This window comes from Salinicoccus carnicancri Crm, from assembly GCF_000330705.1.
GTDB classification, from domain to species: domain Bacteria; phylum Bacillota; class Bacilli; order Staphylococcales; family Salinicoccaceae; genus Salinicoccus; species Salinicoccus carnicancri.
Map to the genome: position 1 here is coordinate 128,121 of NZ_ANAM01000008.1, position 18,244 is coordinate 146,364.

15 protein-coding genes are annotated in these 18,244 nt (G+C 46.8%); 5 read left to right on the forward strand and 10 right to left on the reverse strand.

Annotated features, from left to right (window positions below; translation table 11 throughout):
• Nucleotides 1-96: 96 nt before the first annotated feature.
• Nucleotides 97-1,656, forward strand: a complete 1,560-nt coding sequence (locus C792_RS0108310; RefSeq protein ID WP_017549009.1) for a BCCT family transporter — start codon at nt 97-99, stop codon at nt 1,654-1,656.
• A 77-nt stretch (nt 1,657-1,733) separates the two neighbouring features.
• Here the strand turns inward: C792_RS0108310 and C792_RS0108315 are convergent, their stop codons facing one another.
• The 4 genes from C792_RS0108315 to C792_RS0108330 are packed head-to-tail and all read right to left on the reverse strand — an operon-like array spanning nt 1,734 to nt 5,885.
• Nucleotides 1,734-2,030, reverse strand: a complete 297-nt coding sequence (locus tag C792_RS0108315; protein ID WP_017549010.1) for a hypothetical protein — start codon at nt 2,028-2,030, stop codon at nt 1,734-1,736.
• A 53-nt stretch (nt 2,031-2,083) separates the two neighbouring features.
• Complete coding sequence (locus tag C792_RS0108320; RefSeq protein ID WP_017549011.1) at nt 2,084-3,328, reverse strand: peptidoglycan bridge formation glycyltransferase FemA/FemB family protein; 1,245 nt, start codon at nt 3,326-3,328, stop codon at nt 2,084-2,086.
• Nucleotides 3,329-3,352: 24 nt separating this feature from the next.
• Nucleotides 3,353-4,615 (reverse strand): aminoacyltransferase, encoded by a 1,263-nt coding sequence (locus tag C792_RS0108325; protein ID WP_017549012.1) that lies wholly within the window; start codon nt 4,613-4,615, stop codon nt 3,353-3,355.
• A 10-nt stretch (nt 4,616-4,625) separates the two neighbouring features.
• On the reverse strand, nt 4,626-5,885 hold the full coding sequence (locus C792_RS0108330) for an aminoacyltransferase (protein ID WP_017549013.1): 1,260 nt from the start codon (nt 5,883-5,885) through the stop codon (nt 4,626-4,628).
• Between the two features lie 197 nt (nt 5,886-6,082).
• Between C792_RS0108330 and C792_RS0108335 the strand changes: the two genes are divergently transcribed.
• Together C792_RS0108335 and C792_RS0108340 are read left to right on the forward strand one after the other, a co-directional pair.
• Nucleotides 6,083-6,739 carry a sigma factor-like helix-turn-helix DNA-binding protein gene (locus C792_RS0108335; RefSeq protein WP_017549014.1) on the forward strand — a complete coding sequence of 219 codons (657 nt, stop codon included), beginning with the start codon at nt 6,083-6,085 and terminating at the stop codon, nt 6,737-6,739.
• Nucleotides 6,736-7,080, forward strand: a complete 345-nt coding sequence (locus tag C792_RS0108340) for a hypothetical protein (RefSeq protein ID WP_017549015.1) — start codon at nt 6,736-6,738, stop codon at nt 7,078-7,080. Before C792_RS0108335 ends, C792_RS0108340 begins: the two co-directional genes overlap by 4 nt.
• Before the next feature lie 24 nt (nt 7,081-7,104).
• Here the strand turns inward: C792_RS0108340 and C792_RS0108345 are convergent, their stop codons facing one another.
• Both C792_RS0108345 and C792_RS0108350 read right to left on the reverse strand, forming a co-directional pair.
• Nucleotides 7,105-8,367, reverse strand: coding sequence for a Y-family DNA polymerase (locus C792_RS0108345; RefSeq protein WP_017549016.1), 1,263 nt, complete (start codon nt 8,365-8,367; stop codon nt 7,105-7,107).
• A gap of 93 nt (nt 8,368-8,460) precedes the next feature.
• Complete coding sequence (locus tag C792_RS0108350; RefSeq protein WP_017549017.1) at nt 8,461-8,865, reverse strand: sporulation protein; 405 nt, start codon at nt 8,863-8,865, stop codon at nt 8,461-8,463.
• Between the two features lie 128 nt (nt 8,866-8,993).
• On the opposite strand from C792_RS0108350, the gene C792_RS0108355 reads away from it, so the two are divergent.
• Complete coding sequence (locus tag C792_RS0108355) at nt 8,994-10,007, forward strand: cation diffusion facilitator family transporter (RefSeq protein WP_017549018.1); 1,014 nt, start codon at nt 8,994-8,996, stop codon at nt 10,005-10,007.
• Nucleotides 10,008-10,040: 33 nt separating this feature from the next.
• Here the strand turns inward: C792_RS0108355 and C792_RS0108360 are convergent, their stop codons facing one another.
• Nucleotides 10,041-11,009 carry an LCP family protein gene (locus C792_RS0108360; RefSeq protein ID WP_017549019.1) on the reverse strand — a complete coding sequence of 323 codons (969 nt, stop codon included), beginning with the start codon at nt 11,007-11,009 and terminating at the stop codon, nt 10,041-10,043.
• Nucleotides 11,010-11,169: 160 nt separating this feature from the next.
• Here C792_RS0108360 and C792_RS0108365 point away from each other — a divergent pair, with 160 nt between their 5' ends.
• Nucleotides 11,170-12,123 carry a DUF1002 domain-containing protein gene (locus C792_RS0108365; RefSeq protein WP_040608784.1) on the forward strand — a complete coding sequence of 318 codons (954 nt, stop codon included), beginning with the start codon at nt 11,170-11,172 and terminating at the stop codon, nt 12,121-12,123.
• 39 nt (nt 12,124-12,162) lie between these two features.
• On the opposite strand, the gene C792_RS0108370 is transcribed toward C792_RS0108365, so the two are convergent.
• The 3 genes from C792_RS0108370 to parE form a co-directional block, all read right to left on the reverse strand.
• Nucleotides 12,163-13,632, reverse strand: a complete 1,470-nt coding sequence (locus C792_RS0108370; RefSeq protein WP_017549021.1) for an alanine/glycine:cation symporter family protein — start codon at nt 13,630-13,632, stop codon at nt 12,163-12,165.
• 71 nt (nt 13,633-13,703) lie between these two features.
• The gene (parC, locus tag C792_RS0108375; protein WP_017549022.1) at nt 13,704-16,115 is read right to left on the reverse strand and encodes a DNA topoisomerase IV subunit A; all 2,412 of its coding nucleotides are present in this window, start codon (nt 16,113-16,115) and stop codon (nt 13,704-13,706) included.
• Nucleotides 16,112-18,091 (reverse strand): DNA topoisomerase IV subunit B, encoded by a 1,980-nt coding sequence (gene parE, locus C792_RS0108380; RefSeq protein WP_017549023.1) that lies wholly within the window; start codon nt 18,089-18,091, stop codon nt 16,112-16,114. Before parE ends, parC begins: the two co-directional genes overlap by 4 nt.
• Nucleotides 18,092-18,244: the final 153 nt, after the last annotated feature.

Sequence of the window (18,244 nt, forward strand, 5' to 3'; positions counted from 1 at the left end):
AAAATCTCAGCAACTTCAACATTATCTCTTTTCTCATCATATACATCCCTACCTTTTATAAACAGCAACTACACATTCAGAGAAAGAAGAGATAACTTGAATCATGTAAAGGGAAAAAATAATTCTATCGACTGGCCAGTGTTTATCATCAGCGGCGGTACATTGCTGTTATTTGTAATAGCCGGCATACTAAACCAGGACTTTGTGACGCGCCTTGTCAATCAGCTTTTCACACTCTCTGCAACATATTTCGGCGGCGTCTACCAGATTATCATGCTGATAACTTTCATAATGGCCCTGGTTTTAGCGTTTTCTAAGTACGGCAATATTCGACTGGGTAAAATGGACCGGCCTGAAATCGGTAATTTCAGATGGATTTCCGTGATTATGTGTACTCTACTGGCAGGTGGCGGCGTATTTTGGGCCGCTGCCGAACCACTCAGCCATTTCCTGCAAGTGCCGCCCCACTTTGAAGGAGTTTCTGGCGCCACATCTGAAGCGGTGGTTCCGGCACTTGCAACAAGTTTTGTAGACTGGGGCTTCCTTGCCTGGGCTGTACTCGGAACACTCGGCACCATCGTTTTAATGTACGCACACTATCATAGAAATGCTCCATTGAAACCAAGATCGCTGCTTTATCCCCTTCTCGGTGATAAAATTTCTCAAAAAAATGTACTCGGTACTCTCATTGATTCATTCTCCATAATCGCTGTAGCAGCAGGAACCATCGGACCAATTGGTTTTCTTGGCCTGCAGGCTGGATATGCTTTCAATCAGCTGCTTGGCCTGCCGAATACATTTTTAGTACAAGCAATCATCATTACGGTTGTTGTAATCATAGCTGCCATATCAGCATTGACAGGTATATACAGAGGAATTCAAATATTAAGCACTTACAATGTCATACTTTCTGTCTTTCTTGTAGCAGCCATATTGACTGTCGGACCGGCACTTTTCATATTCGACAATTACATCGAGTCGTTTGGTGTGTATATTCAGAACTTTTTCACCATGAGTACATTCCGGAGGGATGATGTCTGGCTAAGTGCCTGGACCGTATTTTTCTTTGCATGGTTCCTGGGATATGCACCGATGATGGGCATTCTCGTCGCACGTATATCAAGGGGGCGTACGATACGCCAACTTGTCATTGCAGTAGCAATTATTTCACCGGTCGTAACCACTTTCTGGTTTACTGTAATCGGCGGAACAGGCATTTTTCAGGAAATCTCCAATCCGGGGGTCATCTCTTCTGCACTTGACATCAACGGCGCGCCTGCAGCGATGATCGCCACTACAGAACAATTACCCATGGGCTTCATACTCGGCTTACTGTTCATGATAGCTACTGTCGTATTTGTACTGACTACCACCGATTCGATGGCCCTGGCCATTTCAATGGCTATCACGGGGGGCGGCGACCCCTCCGGGGCCATGCGTGTTTTCTGGGCGCTGCTAATGGGGGCTGTGGCAATATTGCTGCTGACTATCGGTGAGGATAGTATCAGTTCATTACAATCCTTTATCGTTGTAACCGCAGTACCAGTCGCACTTTTGATGGTGACAACATTCTGGACTGCGCCTAGAGTGTGCAGAGAACTCGCGCATGAACAATTTAAAACAACTACAGAGAATACAAATAAACATGGCAGATAATATTATGAATAAAGCCCGGGTGCTGTACAGCACCCGGGCTTTTCTTTAGTTAATATTCAATTTTTGCCCCGTCTGTATTATGCTCCATTACTTGACAGGGGATTCTTTAATTCATCAATATATTCTTTTCCCTCGAGCAATGAAAGTCCCAAAGTTTCCCTTGCCTTTTTAACCGCTTTTATATCGTCTCCCTCTTCAATAAGTTTACGCAGCTCATCATTTATTGGGTTTTCTGGTATTTCCGTTTGATCAGTCAAATGATCCAATGTCTGCTGCATAGATTTCATACGCTGTTCCAACCTGGTTACCCGTGAATGCATAGAGACAGCTGCCAATATAATCAGTAAAACAGCAATGGCAGGCATATACCCCATTCCACCCGCCCCCTTTCTTTCAGCAATTGACTTCCCGAACAGACGCGGAGTGACTATACCTTATTCAATTTTTCCGCTATCATGTATACCGGCTTATTAAATACTTTATAAAATGTTCCTGGTAACTCTTCAATAAAGGTATTGTAGCCCTTTTTGAATTTGTAAACACCATAGTCTTTGGAGTTTTCCGTGAAATCACCTGTGAGCCCGAAGAAATTGAATCTTGGAAGCCCCAGCTCCTTCGCTTTCCTAATCATTTCCCATGTCGTAAAGTTCGTACCCATGAACATCGAATGTTCCGGATAGCTGCCGCTGAACAGATAGACCATCTCATGGTTGTTATAGTAGTACATCGCCGCAGACAGCTCAATGGTATTGCCGTATTCTTTCTGAACCTCTCCTATTTTGGCGATTCTTTTCTGTTTATTCGCTACCAGATCTTTCATCTCATTCAGGCGCCCCTTCATGCGCTTTGTCCCCTGTCCGCTCTCGAGTTTTTTCTCCATATCGGACTTTTCGGCCTCCAGGGCATCAAGCTCTTTGTTCAGACGCTCGAGGTATTTGTCCACTTCGATATAGCTCAGCGTTAGATAGGTCCTGTCCTTCAGCGTTTTGAGCAGATTCTTGATCTTTTTACCACTTACCGGATCGAAGCCGATGCGTTCTTCTGTATCTTTATAGATTTCTACGAACTTGTCATACTCATCTTCATCCAAATACCTGAGTTTCAGATCCATCTGTTCCACTGCACGTGTGTTGTACCGCGTCTTCGAATCCATGTTCCTGATCAGTTCGTCTTCACTTTCTGTAATGTCCAGGATTGCCTGGTGTCTGAGAAGCTCTTCAGTGACAAGCTGTTTCGTGAACCCTTGGTGGGTGTAGCCGAGTTCTGTGTAGATGTCCACGATTTCAGTATTGTTCTTTTCACTGTCGATGACTTCGCCTTCGCCATTTCTGATTCTATATATATGGTACGGTGAATGGATGAGTTTCAAAGCATGGTTCCTCTTCACGTAATCATCGATTTCACCGAGAAAGAACGCAAGACGCTCGTTTGTGAAATTTTTGATGAGCGGTCCTGTGTGGGAAGTGAACAATCTGTACCTTCTGAGTACAGGGGTCGCACTCAGCATGGACACACCCACAAGCTCTTCATCGTCATAGAGCCCGAGCAGATGCACTTCCTGGATTTTGGATATATAGTCATAATAGAGTGCATCATGCAGGTAATGGGAATAACTGTCATAGTCTTCCATGAATGCCTTGAAAGTACTCTCCTGGATTGGTGATGTTTGCATGTTTAGGACAAACCCTTCCTGATTTTACTTTTTCATCTGCTGCAGTTTGCTTTTCACCTTGTAGATGTTGTACTGGAGCGGGCTGATTACTTTTACGAAATCTCCGACAAGCTCTTCGATTTCTGCATTGAAGCCACGTTTGAAACGGTAGACCCCGTAGTCTTCACCATCTTCCGAGAAATCGCCGCTGACACCGTAGAAGTTGTACCTGTCAATCCCCTTTTCCATGCAGTATTTCATCATTTCATAATGCATCATGTAAGGACCGACGAATTGGGCGAACTCAGACGAGCTCGCTCCGGAATTGTAGACCATTTCATAAGGCGTTTCGAAATAGATGCCGGCGGCAAGATTGATGATCCTGCCTTCCCGCTCTTTTATTGCGTTGGCTGTCCGCCAGTCCGCCTGCAGCTTTTCAATCTGCTTTTCAGCCTCGGCAATCTTGTTCAGTGTCTTGTCATTCTTATTTTCTTTCTCCATCATCTGGCTGTGCTTTTTCCTCACGTCATCCAGCTGGTCCTTCAGGTTGCCCACATATTCATACAGATCAAGGTAGGCAAGCGGAATGAGGACCTTGTCCCCGTATGTTTTCTTGAAGTTGGTAAAGTACTCTTTGGGATTTGGATGTGTAAAGAAACCCTGGCGCTCACTAGTATCTTTATAGAGTTCCATGAAAATATCTATTTCATCCACATCGAGGAAACGAACTTTGACTCCAAATTTCTGCGCTTTTTTTATATTGCGCTTCCTCTGTGAATCGAACGATTTCACCAGTGATTTCTCATCAAATCCAGCGAGACCCAGAACGCTCATCCAGCGTGCCTGCGAGGTTCTTGAGTACCCCCGGGTGAATCCCTGGTGCACGTATCCCTCATCCTCCATGATCTTTATGAGATGATCCTGCGTTTCATAATCTTCTTTCCCGTTTACATCCTTATCATACTTTTTGTAGATCCAATTCGGGTCCAGCTTGACGTAAAGGCCGTTATTCGCCTTGAGATATCTCGAAAGCTCCTGCAGATAGAATCTGACAAGACCGTGATTATGATAGTCGAGGACAGGACCGCGGTTGGAATAGTAGAATTTTTTCCCCATTCCGGTATTTTTTAGTGTGAAAAGGCAGGCTGCCACAACTTTCCCGCTCCTATCCTTTACACCGAGAAGACGGACTTCCTGTCCGTCCTGCTCCCTGTTAGCCTTATTTTCTATCATCTGAAAAAAGGCGGATTCCTCCCCTTTTTCAATATATTTCTGGTATTCCTCTTCAGTGAGTTCCGTAAATTTCATTCTCTTTATCCTACCTTCCTGTGAAAGTGCGCAGTTTTACAAGGCCTTTATATGCAGTATATACCGGTCTGTTGACCGGTTTGATGAAATCCCCGATATATTCAAACACTTTGGCATTGAAGCCTTTTTTAAACTGGATTACGCCGTAATCTTCCGCTTCCGGGGTGAATTCACCGCTGATTCCGTAGAAATTGTATACATCAATATCATTTTCAAGCGCATAGTTAATCATATGCCACTGGATCAGATAGCTCCCTGCAAAATGTCTGAACTCGTTTGCGCTGCCGCCGGCGAGATAGACCACTTCGTGCGGTGTTATGAAATAATAGGAGCTCGCCACTGGCAGTTCCCTGCCGTGTTTTTGGAGAAGTGCTTCGCCTTCGGCAAGCTTCTCCTCGATATTTTCCAGTTGTTCAGCAAGGTTTGTGATCTTTTTCTCCGCCTTTTTGTTGGCCGGATCCTTTTCCAGGGTCTTTTTTGCCTTATCGATATTTTTGACCAGCTGATCACGGTCTTTCTGTGTCGATTCATTATATTCCTCAAGATCCACATAGACGAGCGGAATCAGTACGTTATCCCCAAAATGCTTTTTGCGGCTGATGTAGTATTCATCATCCCGGTCTATGAATGCCTTCATCTCGGAAGTGTCTTTCATGAATTTCCTGAATACATCGATTTCGTCAAGTTCCAGATAGCGCAGATGAAGACCGTTCTTCTGCGCTTTTTTGATGTTCCGCTTCCGCAGGCTGTCCATATCTTCAAGCAGTGTTTTCGGGTCCTTGCCAGCGAGGTCCAGTACGGAATGCCATCTGATCTGGACCACCGGATCGAAACCTTTGGTAAAACCTGTATGGCTCCACCCAAGGGCCTTGAAATAATCGAATATATATCGGTTTCCCATATCTTTGGTGATTTCTCCGTCATGAGTGCGTTCTTTGATGACTTCATAAGGATCCACTCTTGCATACATCACTTTTTTAGGTTTTAGAAACTCTGTCAAACCTTCGAAAAATGCATCAAAAACACGTTTGTCACTGTAATCCATCACAGGTCCACGGTTCGTGTAGGCGTATTTAAACACTTTCATCACAGGAGTCAGTGTCACAAGGCTCGCTGCCTTTATTTCTCCGCCATCCCTGACTCCGACCAGGTATGTTTCCACTCCTGCATCCTTTTTCAGATTATAGTTATCCACTGTCTGGGTGAAGTGGCTGAAATGAGCCTGTGTAAACCGCTCGAATTCCTGTATCGTTAACTCTGTAAATTGCATAATGGCACTCCTGTCACCTATTTTTGATACCTAGATTATATTATCAGATTTATACTGCCTTCTCCATCATTTCCCTGAGGGCCTCATTTTAAATTCGCTTATTAAGACGAATTTTAATTAATTCGCTTATTAAGACGAATTTGTGTATAATCTGACTTACAGTCGTCTGTATTATAACATTGAGGAGGTTTTCACACATGATATCATCCCTGATCATGGACATTTCCGGCAGTTCCGGAGCGGACAAAGAAGTTTTCGATGACCTGAAGACATTGGAATCCGACATAAGGACGTGGATTCTGGATGATGACTTTTCCCATGTCGACTATCGCATGGGAGACGAACTTTTTGTATTATCCTCCACTCCCCACAATACCCTTTTCATAGCAATTTATGCCAAACTGCTGTGGCCCCACAATGATTTCCCGCTCAAATGCAGTTTCCATACAGCAGATGTGGAACCGCCGGCGGGAGACCCCGAACAGTGGAGCCACCAGTCGATCAAAGATACGAGGGAGGCGCTCGGGGAGATCAAAAAATCGGCAATCCAGGATTTTACATCCCCGGGTCTGCCGGACAGGATAGCCATTCCTCTCATGTACTTGACAGATATCATCAATAATATGACGCCGCTCCAGCGCGAAGTCGCTTTGCTGAAACTCTCTGGCAGGCGCCAGACAGACATTGCGCGTATCCTTGACAAGAACGAATCTACAGTCTCCGCCCACTACAGCAAATCCCGCGGCCGGCAGTTCAGCATAATCATGACGTACCTTTCCGATCATTACGGCATCTCCCGCGAAGGGGTGCATGGCCGTTTCCGGGAGTCGGTTGAAAGGAGATTCAAACCATGAAAACACTGCTCATTTCACTTTCAGTCCTGATGTATATTGCGAGCGGATGGCTTATCAAACAGCTGCTCAGCCTGCTCTCAGGCATAAAATATAAGAAAACCGATAATATCGGCATGACAATCGGGTACAGTGAGAGACTGCTTGCAGTAATATTCGTCGTCTTCAATCAATATACTGCCCTTGCGCTCATCATAGCAGCCAAGTCAATATTGAGATTCCCTTCCGGAAAAGAAGATAACAGGGTGCACAAGGAAAGTGAATACGTACTGGTCGGCACAATGCTGTCACTGGTCTTCGGCATTTTAAACGGGCTCCTTGTGCTTTATGCCCTCAATCATTAGAAGCGGTCCCGCACCGCTTCTTTTTTACCGTTTGTGGCCGGCGATAAGTCCATCGCGGTGTTTAAGAGTGGAAGGTTCAGTACAGCTGAGCGCCCGCATCACACTCAGCTGCCCGTATCTCACTTTCAGGTCATCGACAGTCTTCATGAGCGATTCCTGGCGTCTCAGTGCGCCGGTATCTTCAAACAGGGACATTTGGCTTGCGCTGTCCGGAATGAAATTCGTAAGGGTCACACTGATGGTCCGGTACAGTGCACGGGGGTCTGCAATGCTTTTCAATATATTCCATATCTCTTTCATCATGCGATTGCTGCTGTTCGTCCCTCCGGGAATCGTGAACTGTTTCCTATATATACGTCCATCTTTCGTACCGACGGCAATCTGCACGGTTTTTGCAAACCTTCCGGACAGCCTGAGCCGGTGCGTCACTTCATCCACATGTTCCAGCACGACGACATATATCTCCCTGAATCCGTAATCCTGCATCAGAATCTGGCTTTTGCAGATGGACGGCGAGTGCACAGTGTGCTTCTCCCGTATTCTGCTGGAATCGATGCCGTTTGCATGCAGATGCCAGTCGACACCTATGATGCCGAAGTCCTGTTTCAAATACACGGGGGAGTACCGTGCCAGATCACCGATTTTGAATATGCCCCGTTCATTGAGTTTCACTTCACTACGCCGGCTGATTCCCCAGAAGTCCCGGAGGGGTTTGATCGGCCAGAGTTTGTCGGGCACATCGTGATAGCGCCATTCCGCAATGCCGTCCTCCATCTTTTTGGCTTCGATATCGAGGGACAGCTTGCTGAGCAGGAGATTGTCTCCTATGCCGACAGCGCATTCTATCACAGTCTCATCGTATATTTCATTTTTGAGTTTTATGGCCAGCGCCTCCGGCGTGCTGGCAAAAAGGTGCCAGCTTTCTGTGACATCCATGAAAAATTCATCCACGGAGTACTGGTGGAAATCTTCAGGTTCCACATACTTCAGGGCGATCTCTGTAATCTTTGCCGAATAGTCCAGGTAGGTCTTCATCGAAGGGTTGATGATGTAGATGTCTCTCCTCTGTGGTATTTCAAACAGCCTGGATCCTGTTTTGATGCCTATTTTTTTGAGTTCTGCAGTTGCAGCAAGCACCACCGCACCAAGACTCTTCGTATCCGCGACCACAGCAAGTTTTGTGGTCTTTGGGTCCAGACCCTTTAAAATGCACGATACACTCGCAAAGAAACTTTTCTGATCGACACAGAATATATGCCTTTTGGGGCAGATATTATAGTTATACATGACGGACCCTCCTTTATGGGAACATATGTTCTCATAAACATGATATCACAATTGAGCGCCTCCCAAACAAAAACAATCCCTCAAGGGATTGTTTTATCCTGTGATATGGATATCGTCCTCGTCATTCGCATCAATCGAGCCCGGAAGCAGCACTTTCGTATGGAGTTTGACAGAGTGCCCATCGTCACTCACCACCAGACCGGATACGGAAAATTCAAAAGGGATGTCGATGGTCTCCCCCTTTCCGACAGTCAGCGTATGATCAAGCCTGGTAGCCTGTATCACTTCCTGATACTCATCAAAATCGGAATCTTTGCGGTAGCCGCGGGTCACTTCATATAATGTGAGCTCAATGCCGTTGAACGTCTGTGTACTGTCCCCGCCCGTAACTTCTATGACACCACTTATCCTGTCTTCCGTCCGGTAGGAGGCTTGCGACAGCCGGGTGTCCACTGTCACGCCTCCGATGCCGATTCTTGTCAGCAGATTTTCAAACATAAGTCGACCCTCCAGATAATAATGTTATACGCTTACTACACATTTAGCCTGATATCAATAAACTTAATCCAGAATGGGTATAAGAATTCATACGGCATATTAAAAAATTCATAAAGGGGATGAACAGAATGAATGATATATTAGAACTGCTCAAAAAGGGGAGCACGGCATCGCTCACTGCTGCCGTCATCAACCTCCTGATCGCCGGGTTGAAAGGGGCTGCATTCCTGTTCACAGCCAATGTTGCCATGTTTGCCGAGATGATGCACTCCCTGGGTGATGCCATCAACCAGTTTTTTGTCTTCATCGGTTCGAGCCTCTCCAAAAAAGCACCGACGAAGCGGTTCCCCTTCGGGTTTGGCCGGCTCGTCAACCTGGTCTGCCTGTTCGCCATAATTGTAGTAGCCATACTTTCATATGAAACGGTGAAGGAAGGTATCCACCATGTTGTCGAACCGCTGCCGACCGGAACGGATACAACAATGCTGCTGATCAACATCGGTGTGCTTGCAATTGCTGCATCACTTGAAGGCTTCGTGCTGTATAAAGCAGGCAAAGAACTGCTGCAGCAGGCCGGACAACCCTATGACGGCCTCAAGCCGCTGACACTGAGCTATCGACATATGAACCGGGCAAAGCCGGCAACAAAACTCGTCTTCCTGGAGGACACGGTGGCGACTATCGGGGCATTGCTCGCCATCATCGCAATCCTGATCGGCCGTTTTACGGGCTTTGCACCGTCCGAAGGAATTGCCTCCATCATTATTGGTCTCATGATGTTCTATATCGTTTATAAAGTATTCATGGAAAACGCAGCAGGCGTCCTCGGAGAAAGCGACCCCCATATGGAACAGAGAGTTTCACAGATTGTTCTGAGACATGATGAGATCACAGATATACGGAAACTCTTCGTCATAAAGGAAGGTGATGACCTCCACGTTGAAATCGTGGCGGAGACCGACCCCGACATAACAGTGGAACATGCAAATGAGATCCGCGATGAAATCGAATCACTGATACTTCAGCAAAATCACGTGGCAGACGTCAACACCGAGTTCGAAGTGGATGACGGGCGACGGACATGGCCAAAGACTGCAGAAGAGATGAACCGGAAGTCCAAAAATAAAAATTCCGGATATTAAAAAAGGATGGCGGCCGCCATCCTTTTTCATATGCTATTGTTCATCCGGTTTCCCTTCAAGAAACTCATGCAGCTCCTGATTGTTTGCTTCAAAGTCCAGATCTATGACATTGCCCGCATGCGGTGTATCCATGAACTGATAAGTGTCCTCCACAGGCAATGTAAGAGTATCCATATTCTTATCGCCCCGGACGAGGAACGAGGACATCATGCGATACATTTCACCATCCGACATGCTGGTGTTGACATGTCCCATGCCTGTGCCCGCAATCTTCGGCAGCTTGAAGATGTTACCGATGGATACCGCCTCACTCTTCACCGCATCAATCACCTGTTGCTGACGCCTGACGCGTCCGAAATCCCCTTCTGCATCATGACGGAACCTGGCGTAGGCAAGAAGATCACTGCCCCCCAGACGCTGTGGCCCTTTCTCCAGCTCAGTATCGATTTTTGCGGACATATCCTTTTCGACATCTATCGGGATGCCATCTTTGTTTATGACATCCACTAAAGATTCAAAAGCGGCATAATCAACGACTGCATATTCTTCGACCTCGATGCCGAAATTCTGGCTGATTGTCTGCCTGAGCAGTTCCACACCGCCAAGGGAATAGACGGAATTGATCTTATAGCTCTGATAGCCGGGGATATCCACGTAGATGTCACGCATCAGTGAAATCAGCTTCATATCCTTCTGCATATAGTCATACTGTGCAATCATGATTACGTCCGTGCGTTGTGAACCATCCACTTCCCTGTCTGCCCCGAGAAGCAGTATATTCTTCTTGCCGTCTCTGTCATCCACTCCGTTGAACTCATGTGCCCTTTGTTCCACGCCGTTCTCTATTGCGATATCAACTCCTGATTGATAGGAGAAATATATATATAATGCGCCTCCTGTTAGCAGCAGAAGTATTATGAGGGGAACCATACCCCGCTTGCGCAGCCTTTTCTTCTTCACTGTGTGCGCCGCCTTCTCAGAGCGGCTGTATTCGTTATCCATTATCATGCTCCTGAAAATAATCTACTGAATCAGTTTACCTGTTTTGAAGCAATTAATAAAGAAATATCATGGACAGGGCATGCACAGACCATGATATTGATTGAGCCGGCATCCGACATTATAGTAATATGAATTGAAGACAAAAGGAGTGAGGGATACCATGATACGAAGAATGCTGCCGTTGATCATAATTTTATTGCTGGTGCTGCCCGCGGGCGCAAAAGCTGCTTCGGAATGGAGTCAGGCAGTTACCATCTACGGTGCAGGGCTTGAAGACGACAGGGAGCTGCTCGATGCGACGGGTGGAATACTTGGCACCACTGAGGAAGACAAGGTGGAATATGTCAGAAGCGGGGATGTTGAAAAGTATCTTGGCGTGATATACGACAATTCCGTCCTCAAATCCAGCATACGCATCCTTCAGAAGGATGCCGGAGCAGGACTTGACATTACTGTCGATGAAAGCATGGGACAGATTACGGAAATAACAGAAGAGACATACAAAAATGCACTGCTGACCTCAGGCATCACCGATGCGGAAGTGGTCATCGGCGCAGCTGAGGATGTCACCGGCGAAAGTGCACTGGCCGGCATATACAAAGCCTATGAAGCACAGGGGGAGGAAATAGATCCTGAACGTGCACAGAATGCACAGGATGAACTGGAGACAATCTCGGAAATCACCTCAGAGAACAGCGGTGTGGAGGGATTCTCCCAGGAACAGCTGAACAAGATGATTACCGAGATCAAAATCCAGGTCATCGAAGCCGGTGGAGATCTCTCTGAAGGTGAAATCAGGAATATCGTCGGTGAGGAGCTCGAGGCAAACGGCCTGAACGGCATACTGAGCCAGGATCAGATTGAACGGATTGTTGTCATCATCATGAACATACAGGATTCCGGCCTGTTCCAGAGTGAAGAGGCACAGCGTCTCCTTGACAGTTCCAAAAACCTGATTGATGAAATCACTTCAAGTGAAGGGTTCCAGGATGCCAAAGATACTGCGCAGGAACTGGGCAAAGACATACAGGATTCCGGCGCATGGGAAGCATTCAAAGATGCGGTCTCCGACTTCTTTGGGAAAGTGGCGGATTTCTTCAGATCACTGTTCTGATCCAATCAAAAAAGCGGACATGATGTCCGCTTTTTTTGGTTATTCCGCTGTGTCATTCTCTCTGTAGGAGTAGCGGTTTTCACCCCACTCGTCCACATCAGAAAGATCTGCTTTGATATTGTTTGTCTGGAACACAGGGTTGATGCCCTGTTTCAGCTGTGATCTGTAATCTGCTGCCACCTGGAATACTATACTGCTCAGCGCAAATACTGCCACCAGGTTGGTAACTGCCATGAGCGCCATAAACATGTCAGCTGTTGCCCATGCCGTTTCCAGATCCATGACCGCACCGATGAATACCATGATGACAACAAGTGCTTTGAATGTGAAAAGTACCCCTTTATTTTCTTTAATATAATTCAGGTTGCTCTGACCGTAAAAGAAGTTCCCGAGTATAGAACTGTAGGCAAAGAGCAGAATGACAATTGCAATGAAAGTGGCGCCGAAGGAACCGATCTGTGAAGTCATCGCCGCCTGTGTCACCTGGATGCCCTGGATTGCATCTGCACCATACTCCAGGTCGGTATACATAAGTATGATGATCGCTGTCGCTGTACATACAACCATGGTATCGAAAAATACACCAAGGGATTGTATGAGCCCCTGCTTGACAGGGTGGCTGACTGCAGCTGCAGCTGCTGCATTTGGGGCGGAACCCATACCCGCTTCGTTTGAAAAGAGCCCACGCTGGAAACCGTTGAGGATTGCTGCACCCACTGCACCGCCAAATGCTTCACGGATACCGAAAGCATTTGCAAATATAGTGGAGATCATTGGAATAATCTGGTCATAATTGATGATTAATATTACCAGTACAACCGCAAGATAGATGACAGCCATGACAGGCACAATATATCCGGTCACATTGGCTACCCACTTGGCTCCCCCGAAAATGACAAGGGCGGTAAATGCGGCTATAATCACACCGATGACCCATCGGTCAATATTGAACGCTTCCTCATAGGCATGGGCTATGGTATTGGACTGGAGTCCGTTGAAGACAAATCCGAATGTGACTGTAATGAGAATCGCAAAGAATATACCCAGCCACCTCTGGTCAAGCCCCTTTTCCATATAGTAGGCAGGGCCGCCGCGGAACCCGCCCTCTCTGTCCTTTACTTTGAAAACCTGTGCCAGCGTGGATTCAAAGAATGCAGTCGCTGCACCGAAGAATGCAATCACCCACATCCAGAATACGGCACCCGGTCCCCCGAGTACGATTGCTGTGGCGACCCCGGCGATATTTCCGGTTCCGACACGTGAAGCGGCACTGATTGTGAATGCTTTGAAAGGAGAAATACCTTTTGAACCATCCGGTAAACTCTCCGCTTTTTCCTTCAATACACGAAACATTTCCCTGAACCATCTGAACTGGACGAACCTGGAGCTGATGGAAAAATATAACCCCGCGAGTATTAGAAGGCCGATGAGGAAGTCTCCCCAAAGAAGCGTGTTGCCGACTTCTACTATTGATTTGAACCAATCTGGTATAATGCCTTCAAAATCCATAAAAAAACACCTCCTGCATGATATTAAGTATTATATCACTACAGGAGGAAAGAGGAAATTCAATATATAGATTATGTGAACGCTTCAAACATCACTTCATTCACTTCACCAAACGTATTTTCATCAACAATAAACGAACCATTGGAGTACTTGCCGCTCATTCTGATTGATTTTGCATTGGTCCTGAATTCGGATGCTGCAGATTTGAGCAATATATCAATATCATCTTTAACGAGCCTCGCATTTATCAGGCGATGCGGTTTCGATTTGATATCCTTCAGCAGCATGTTGCCAACCTGTGCTCTTGAACCTTCTTCAAAAAGGTTGAGCTCCGTACGTTTTACAGAACCTCTTTGGGACACTGTAATCAGATATTTCTGGTCTGACACCAGGCCGGCCATAATGATGCAGTCATCGTCTTTGACATTCATCGCCCGGACACCCTGTGCTTTAAGACCTGTGTTGTTGACTTCGGAAACAGGGTATCTGAGCGTCATCCCTTTGCGTGTGACAAGGAGAATATCCTCCTCTTTCGCATCCGACAACTCCACAGAGACGACTCTGTCATTGTTTTTAATACCCATGCCCGCTATCGGCCGTTTGATGCGGGTTGCTTCATACGCATCAAGCCCCGTTAATTTGATCTGGCCACGCTCTGTTACCATAACTACAGTGGTTTTGCTGTCATACTCTCCGATGAGAAATGCAGTGAGGGGGGTTTCATCGGATTTGAGATTGAACCTGGTTGAAAGATGTTGCCCATTGTCCTTCCATTTGATGTCCTGCAGTTCGTGGACAGGGATGATCATGTAGTTGCCATAGTTAGTGAAAACAAGGCAGTGCTGCAGCGTATGCCCTTCTTCCAGCATGATCAGCCGGTCTTCCTGCTTCATCCCGACCTCCCCGATTGTACTTGCATTATAGCTCCGCATACTCGTGCGTTTGATATATCCCTCTTTAGTCACTGAGACCATGACATCTTCTTTGGCGATGAGCACTTCTTTTTCCAGTTCTATTGTCTGAATTTCATCTTCGATGACACTCAGCCTCGGAGATGAGTACTTTTTCCGTATTTCTTTCAGTTCCTTTTTAATCACGGAGAGCAATTTCTTTTCATTACCCAGGATTTCCCGCAGCTGATTGATGGTGTATTCGAGTTCATTGTGCTCCGTCTCAAGTTCCACAATATCTGTATTCGTCAGCCTGTACAGCTGAAGCATGACAATGGCTTCCGCCTGGACTTCAGTGAAACCGAACGCTTCTACCAGATTGTCCTTGGCATTCCGCTTGTTTTCCGATTCCCGTATTACACGGATCACTTCATCCAGTATGGACAGTGCTTTCATCAGCCCCTCGATGATGTGCATCCGCTTTTCCGCTTCTTCAAGTTCATATTCAGAACGGTTACGGACCACTTCCTTCTGATGTCTGACATAGGCTTCCAGTATTTCTTTGAGCCCAAGAAGCTTCGGCGCCCGGTCACTGATAGCCACCATGTTGAAATTATAGGAAACCTGCAGGTCCGTCTTCTTATAGAGGTAGTTGATGATGCCCTCGACATTTGCATCCTTCCTCGTTTCGATGACTACACACTGCCCGTCCCGGTCTGTTTCATCCCGGACTTCGATGATGCCGTCCACTTTCCGATCTGCACGGATTTCATCGACCTTCTTCACAAGACTCGCCTTGTTCACTTCAAATGGCAGCTCATCGATGATGATATGGGTCTTGCCGCCTCTTACATCCTCGGTCCTCACTTTACTGCGGACAATGATTTTTCCCCTGCCCGTTTCATAGGCTTTCCTGATTTCGGAGACACCCTGGATGATGCCGCCCGTCGGAAAGTCCGGCCCTTGGATGATTGTCATCAGTTCGTCGATTTTCACCGTCGGCTTATCTATGACCTTGAGTGTTGCATCGATGACTTCCTCGAGATTATGCGGCGGTATTTCAGTGGCATAACCGGCGGATATTCCCGTCGTGCCGTTTACGAGAAGGTTCGGGAATCTGGCCGGCAGGACGACCGGTTCAACTTCTGTGTCATCAAAGTTATTGATGAACTGAACCGTGTTTTTCCTGATATCCCTAAGCATTTCATTGGAAATTTCAGAGAGTCTCGCTTCCGTATAACGCATTGCAGCCGGCGGATCCCCATCCACGCTACCTTTGTTGCCATGGATGGTGATAAGCTCTTCTCGCATCTTCCATTCCTGTGAGAGCCTTACCATGGCATCATACACACTTGTATCCCCGTGCGGGTGATAGTTACCGATGACGTTACCCACAGTTTTGGCGGATTTTCTGTATCCCCTCTCGAATGTGTTGCCCTCTTTGTACATCGCATACAATATCCTTCTCTGCACCGGCTTCAGCCCATCCCTGACATCAGGGATGGCCCGGTCCTGGATGACATATTTACTGTACCGTCCGAAACGGTCGCCGATGACATCCTCCAGCTGAAGCTGCTGAATATGATCCGTCATGAAGTTTCACCACTCTCTTCCAATTTTGCCACATCATCATTTTCAAGAATGCTGTCCTGCTCTTCCAGCGTGAAACTCACATTCGATTCTATCCATTTACGCCGCATTTCAACATTATCCCCCATGAGTGTCGTGACACGTTTCAGCGACAGTGCTTCATCTTCGATCCTCACCTGGATCAGCGTGCGTGAATCCGGGTTCATCGTCGTCTCCCATAGCTGGGCAGGCATCATTTCACCAAGCCCCTTATAGCGCTGGAGTTCGACATTTTTACCCAATTCCTTCTGTGCCTCGGCAAGCTCATCTTCCGTCCATACATAGCGCACTACTTCCTTGCCTTTCACTTTCTTTTTCAGCTGGAAGAGCGGCGGCAGTGCGATATAGATTTTGCCTGCATCGAATAAAGGACGCATGTAATTGAAGAAAAACGTCAGAAGAAGCACCTGGATGTGTGCCCCGTCCGTATCAGCATCGGTCATGATGATGATTTTATCGTAGTTTGAATCCGCCACTTTGAACTCATTCCCGACTCCCGCGCCGATCGTATGGATGATCGTATTGATCTCCTCATTTTTGAATATATCCTCGAATTTCGCTTTCTCGGTATTGATCACCTTACCGCGGAGGGGGAGGATGGCCTGGAATTTCCTGTCTCTGCCCTGTTTTGCAGAGCCGCCGGCGGAATCCCCCTCGACCAGATACAATTCATTTTTTTTGGCATTCCTGCTCTGTGCCGGGGTCAGCTTTCCGGACAGGAGAGTATCCTTGCGCTTTTTCTTTCCGTTCCTCGCCTCTTCACGCGCCTTCCTTGCTGTTTCCCTGACGTTTCTTGCCTTGATGGCTTTTTTGACGAGCTGGGTGCTGAGTGTACCATTCTCTTCAAGATAGTAGGGAAGATGATCCGCCAGAAGCGCCTCCATCACATTTCTCGCCTCACTCGTTCCGAGTTTGCTCTTCGTCTGCCCTTCAAACTGAAGCAGATCTTCCGGGACTTTTACAGAGAGCACTGCAGTCAGACCTTCCCGTATATCATTCCCTTCAAGATTCTTATCTTTATCTTTCAGTTCATTAATCTTCCTTGCATATTCATTGAAGACACGTGTAAAACCTGTTTTGAAACCAACTTCATGTGTGCCCCCGTCTTTCGTCCTCACATTGTTGACAAAGGAGATGACGGTTTCACTGTACTGATCATTGTACTGGAAACTGACTTCGGCGAGTATGCCGTTGTATTCGCCGGAAAACATGCTGATTTCCCCGATGGAATCCTTGCCTTCATTCAGGAAATCGATGAACGCTTTCAAACCGTCATCATATTTGAATGATTCCTCGAGCGGCTCCTCAGGACGTCTGTCGGTTATGCTGATCCTGAGCCCTTTCTGGAGAAAGGCGGATTCCCGCATCCTCTCCATGATCGTTTCAAAATGGAACACCGTGCCTGATTTGAAGATTTCCGGATCGGGTTTGAAAGTCACTTCTGTGCCGGTCTTTTTTGTCTTGCCAGCCGCAGTCAGCGGACGGTCAACTTTGCCGCCGTCTTTGAATGACATCTCATGGATTTTGCCGTCCCTGAATATCCTGATTTCGACCCAGGAACTGAGTGCATTGACAACAGAGGCACCCACGCCATGAAGTCCGCCGGCAGTTTTGTAGCCGCCCGAACCGAATTTTCCGCCTGCGTGCAGCACCGTGAAGATGACTTCCGGTGTCGGACGCCCGGAAGCGTGTTTCCCCGTCGGCATGCCACGGCCATTGTCGGTCACTGTTATGCTGTCATCCTTGTTGATCGTGATGAAAATTTCATCACCATATCCATTGATGATCTCATCCACAGAGTTGTCTGTAATTTCGTAGACGAGATGATGAAGTCCCCGATGATCCGTCGACCCTATATACATACCCGGCCGTTTCCGCACCGCATCAAGACCTTCCAGTATTTGTATCGATTCATCTGTATAAGTATTCTGTCTTGCCAAATCAGGTATCCTCCCACAAACGTACGTTCGTTTAATGTAATCTCTTACTATTTTTATACAAATCTTTGGCGATTGCAACCCTAAGCTCCATTTTACACGGTTTTTACATTTCAAGCCATTAGTTTACGATAACATTAATATGTAAACTAATTT

What these genes read in the sequence shown, in the direction of transcription:
- C792_RS0108340 (WP_017549015.1), top strand. Translation starts at nt 6,736, where the DNA reads ATGAAAACACTGCTCATTTCACTTTCAGTCCTGATGTATATTGCGAGC.
- C792_RS0108355 (WP_017549018.1), top strand. Translation starts at nt 8,994, where the DNA reads ATGAATGATATATTAGAACTGCTCAAAAAGGGGAGCACGGCATCGCTC.
- C792_RS0108345 (WP_017549016.1), bottom strand. Translation starts at nt 8,367, where the DNA reads ATGTATAACTATAATATCTGCCCCAAAAGGCATATATTCTGTGTCGAT.
- C792_RS0108360 (WP_017549019.1), bottom strand. Translation starts at nt 11,009, where the DNA reads ATGGATAACGAATACAGCCGCTCTGAGAAGGCGGCGCACACAGTGAAG.
- C792_RS0108325 (WP_017549012.1), bottom strand. Translation starts at nt 4,615, where the DNA reads ATGAAATTTACGGAACTCACTGAAGAGGAATACCAGAAATATATTGAA.
- C792_RS0108315 (WP_017549010.1), bottom strand. Translation starts at nt 2,030, where the DNA reads ATGGGGTATATGCCTGCCATTGCTGTTTTACTGATTATATTGGCAGCT.
- C792_RS0108365 (WP_040608784.1), top strand. Translation starts at nt 11,170, where the DNA reads ATGATACGAAGAATGCTGCCGTTGATCATAATTTTATTGCTGGTGCTG.
- C792_RS0108320 (WP_017549011.1), bottom strand. Translation starts at nt 3,328, where the DNA reads ATGCAAACATCACCAATCCAGGAGAGTACTTTCAAGGCATTCATGGAA.
- parC (WP_017549022.1), bottom strand. Translation starts at nt 16,115, where the DNA reads ATGACGGATCATATTCAGCAGCTTCAGCTGGAGGATGTCATCGGCGAC.
- C792_RS0108330 (WP_017549013.1), bottom strand. Translation starts at nt 5,885, where the DNA reads ATGCAATTTACAGAGTTAACGATACAGGAATTCGAGCGGTTTACACAG.
- C792_RS0108350 (WP_017549017.1), bottom strand. Translation starts at nt 8,865, where the DNA reads ATGTTTGAAAATCTGCTGACAAGAATCGGCATCGGAGGCGTGACAGTG.
- C792_RS0108335 (WP_017549014.1), top strand. Translation starts at nt 6,083, where the DNA reads ATGATATCATCCCTGATCATGGACATTTCCGGCAGTTCCGGAGCGGAC.
- C792_RS0108370 (WP_017549021.1), bottom strand. Translation starts at nt 13,632, where the DNA reads ATGGATTTTGAAGGCATTATACCAGATTGGTTCAAATCAATAGTAGAA.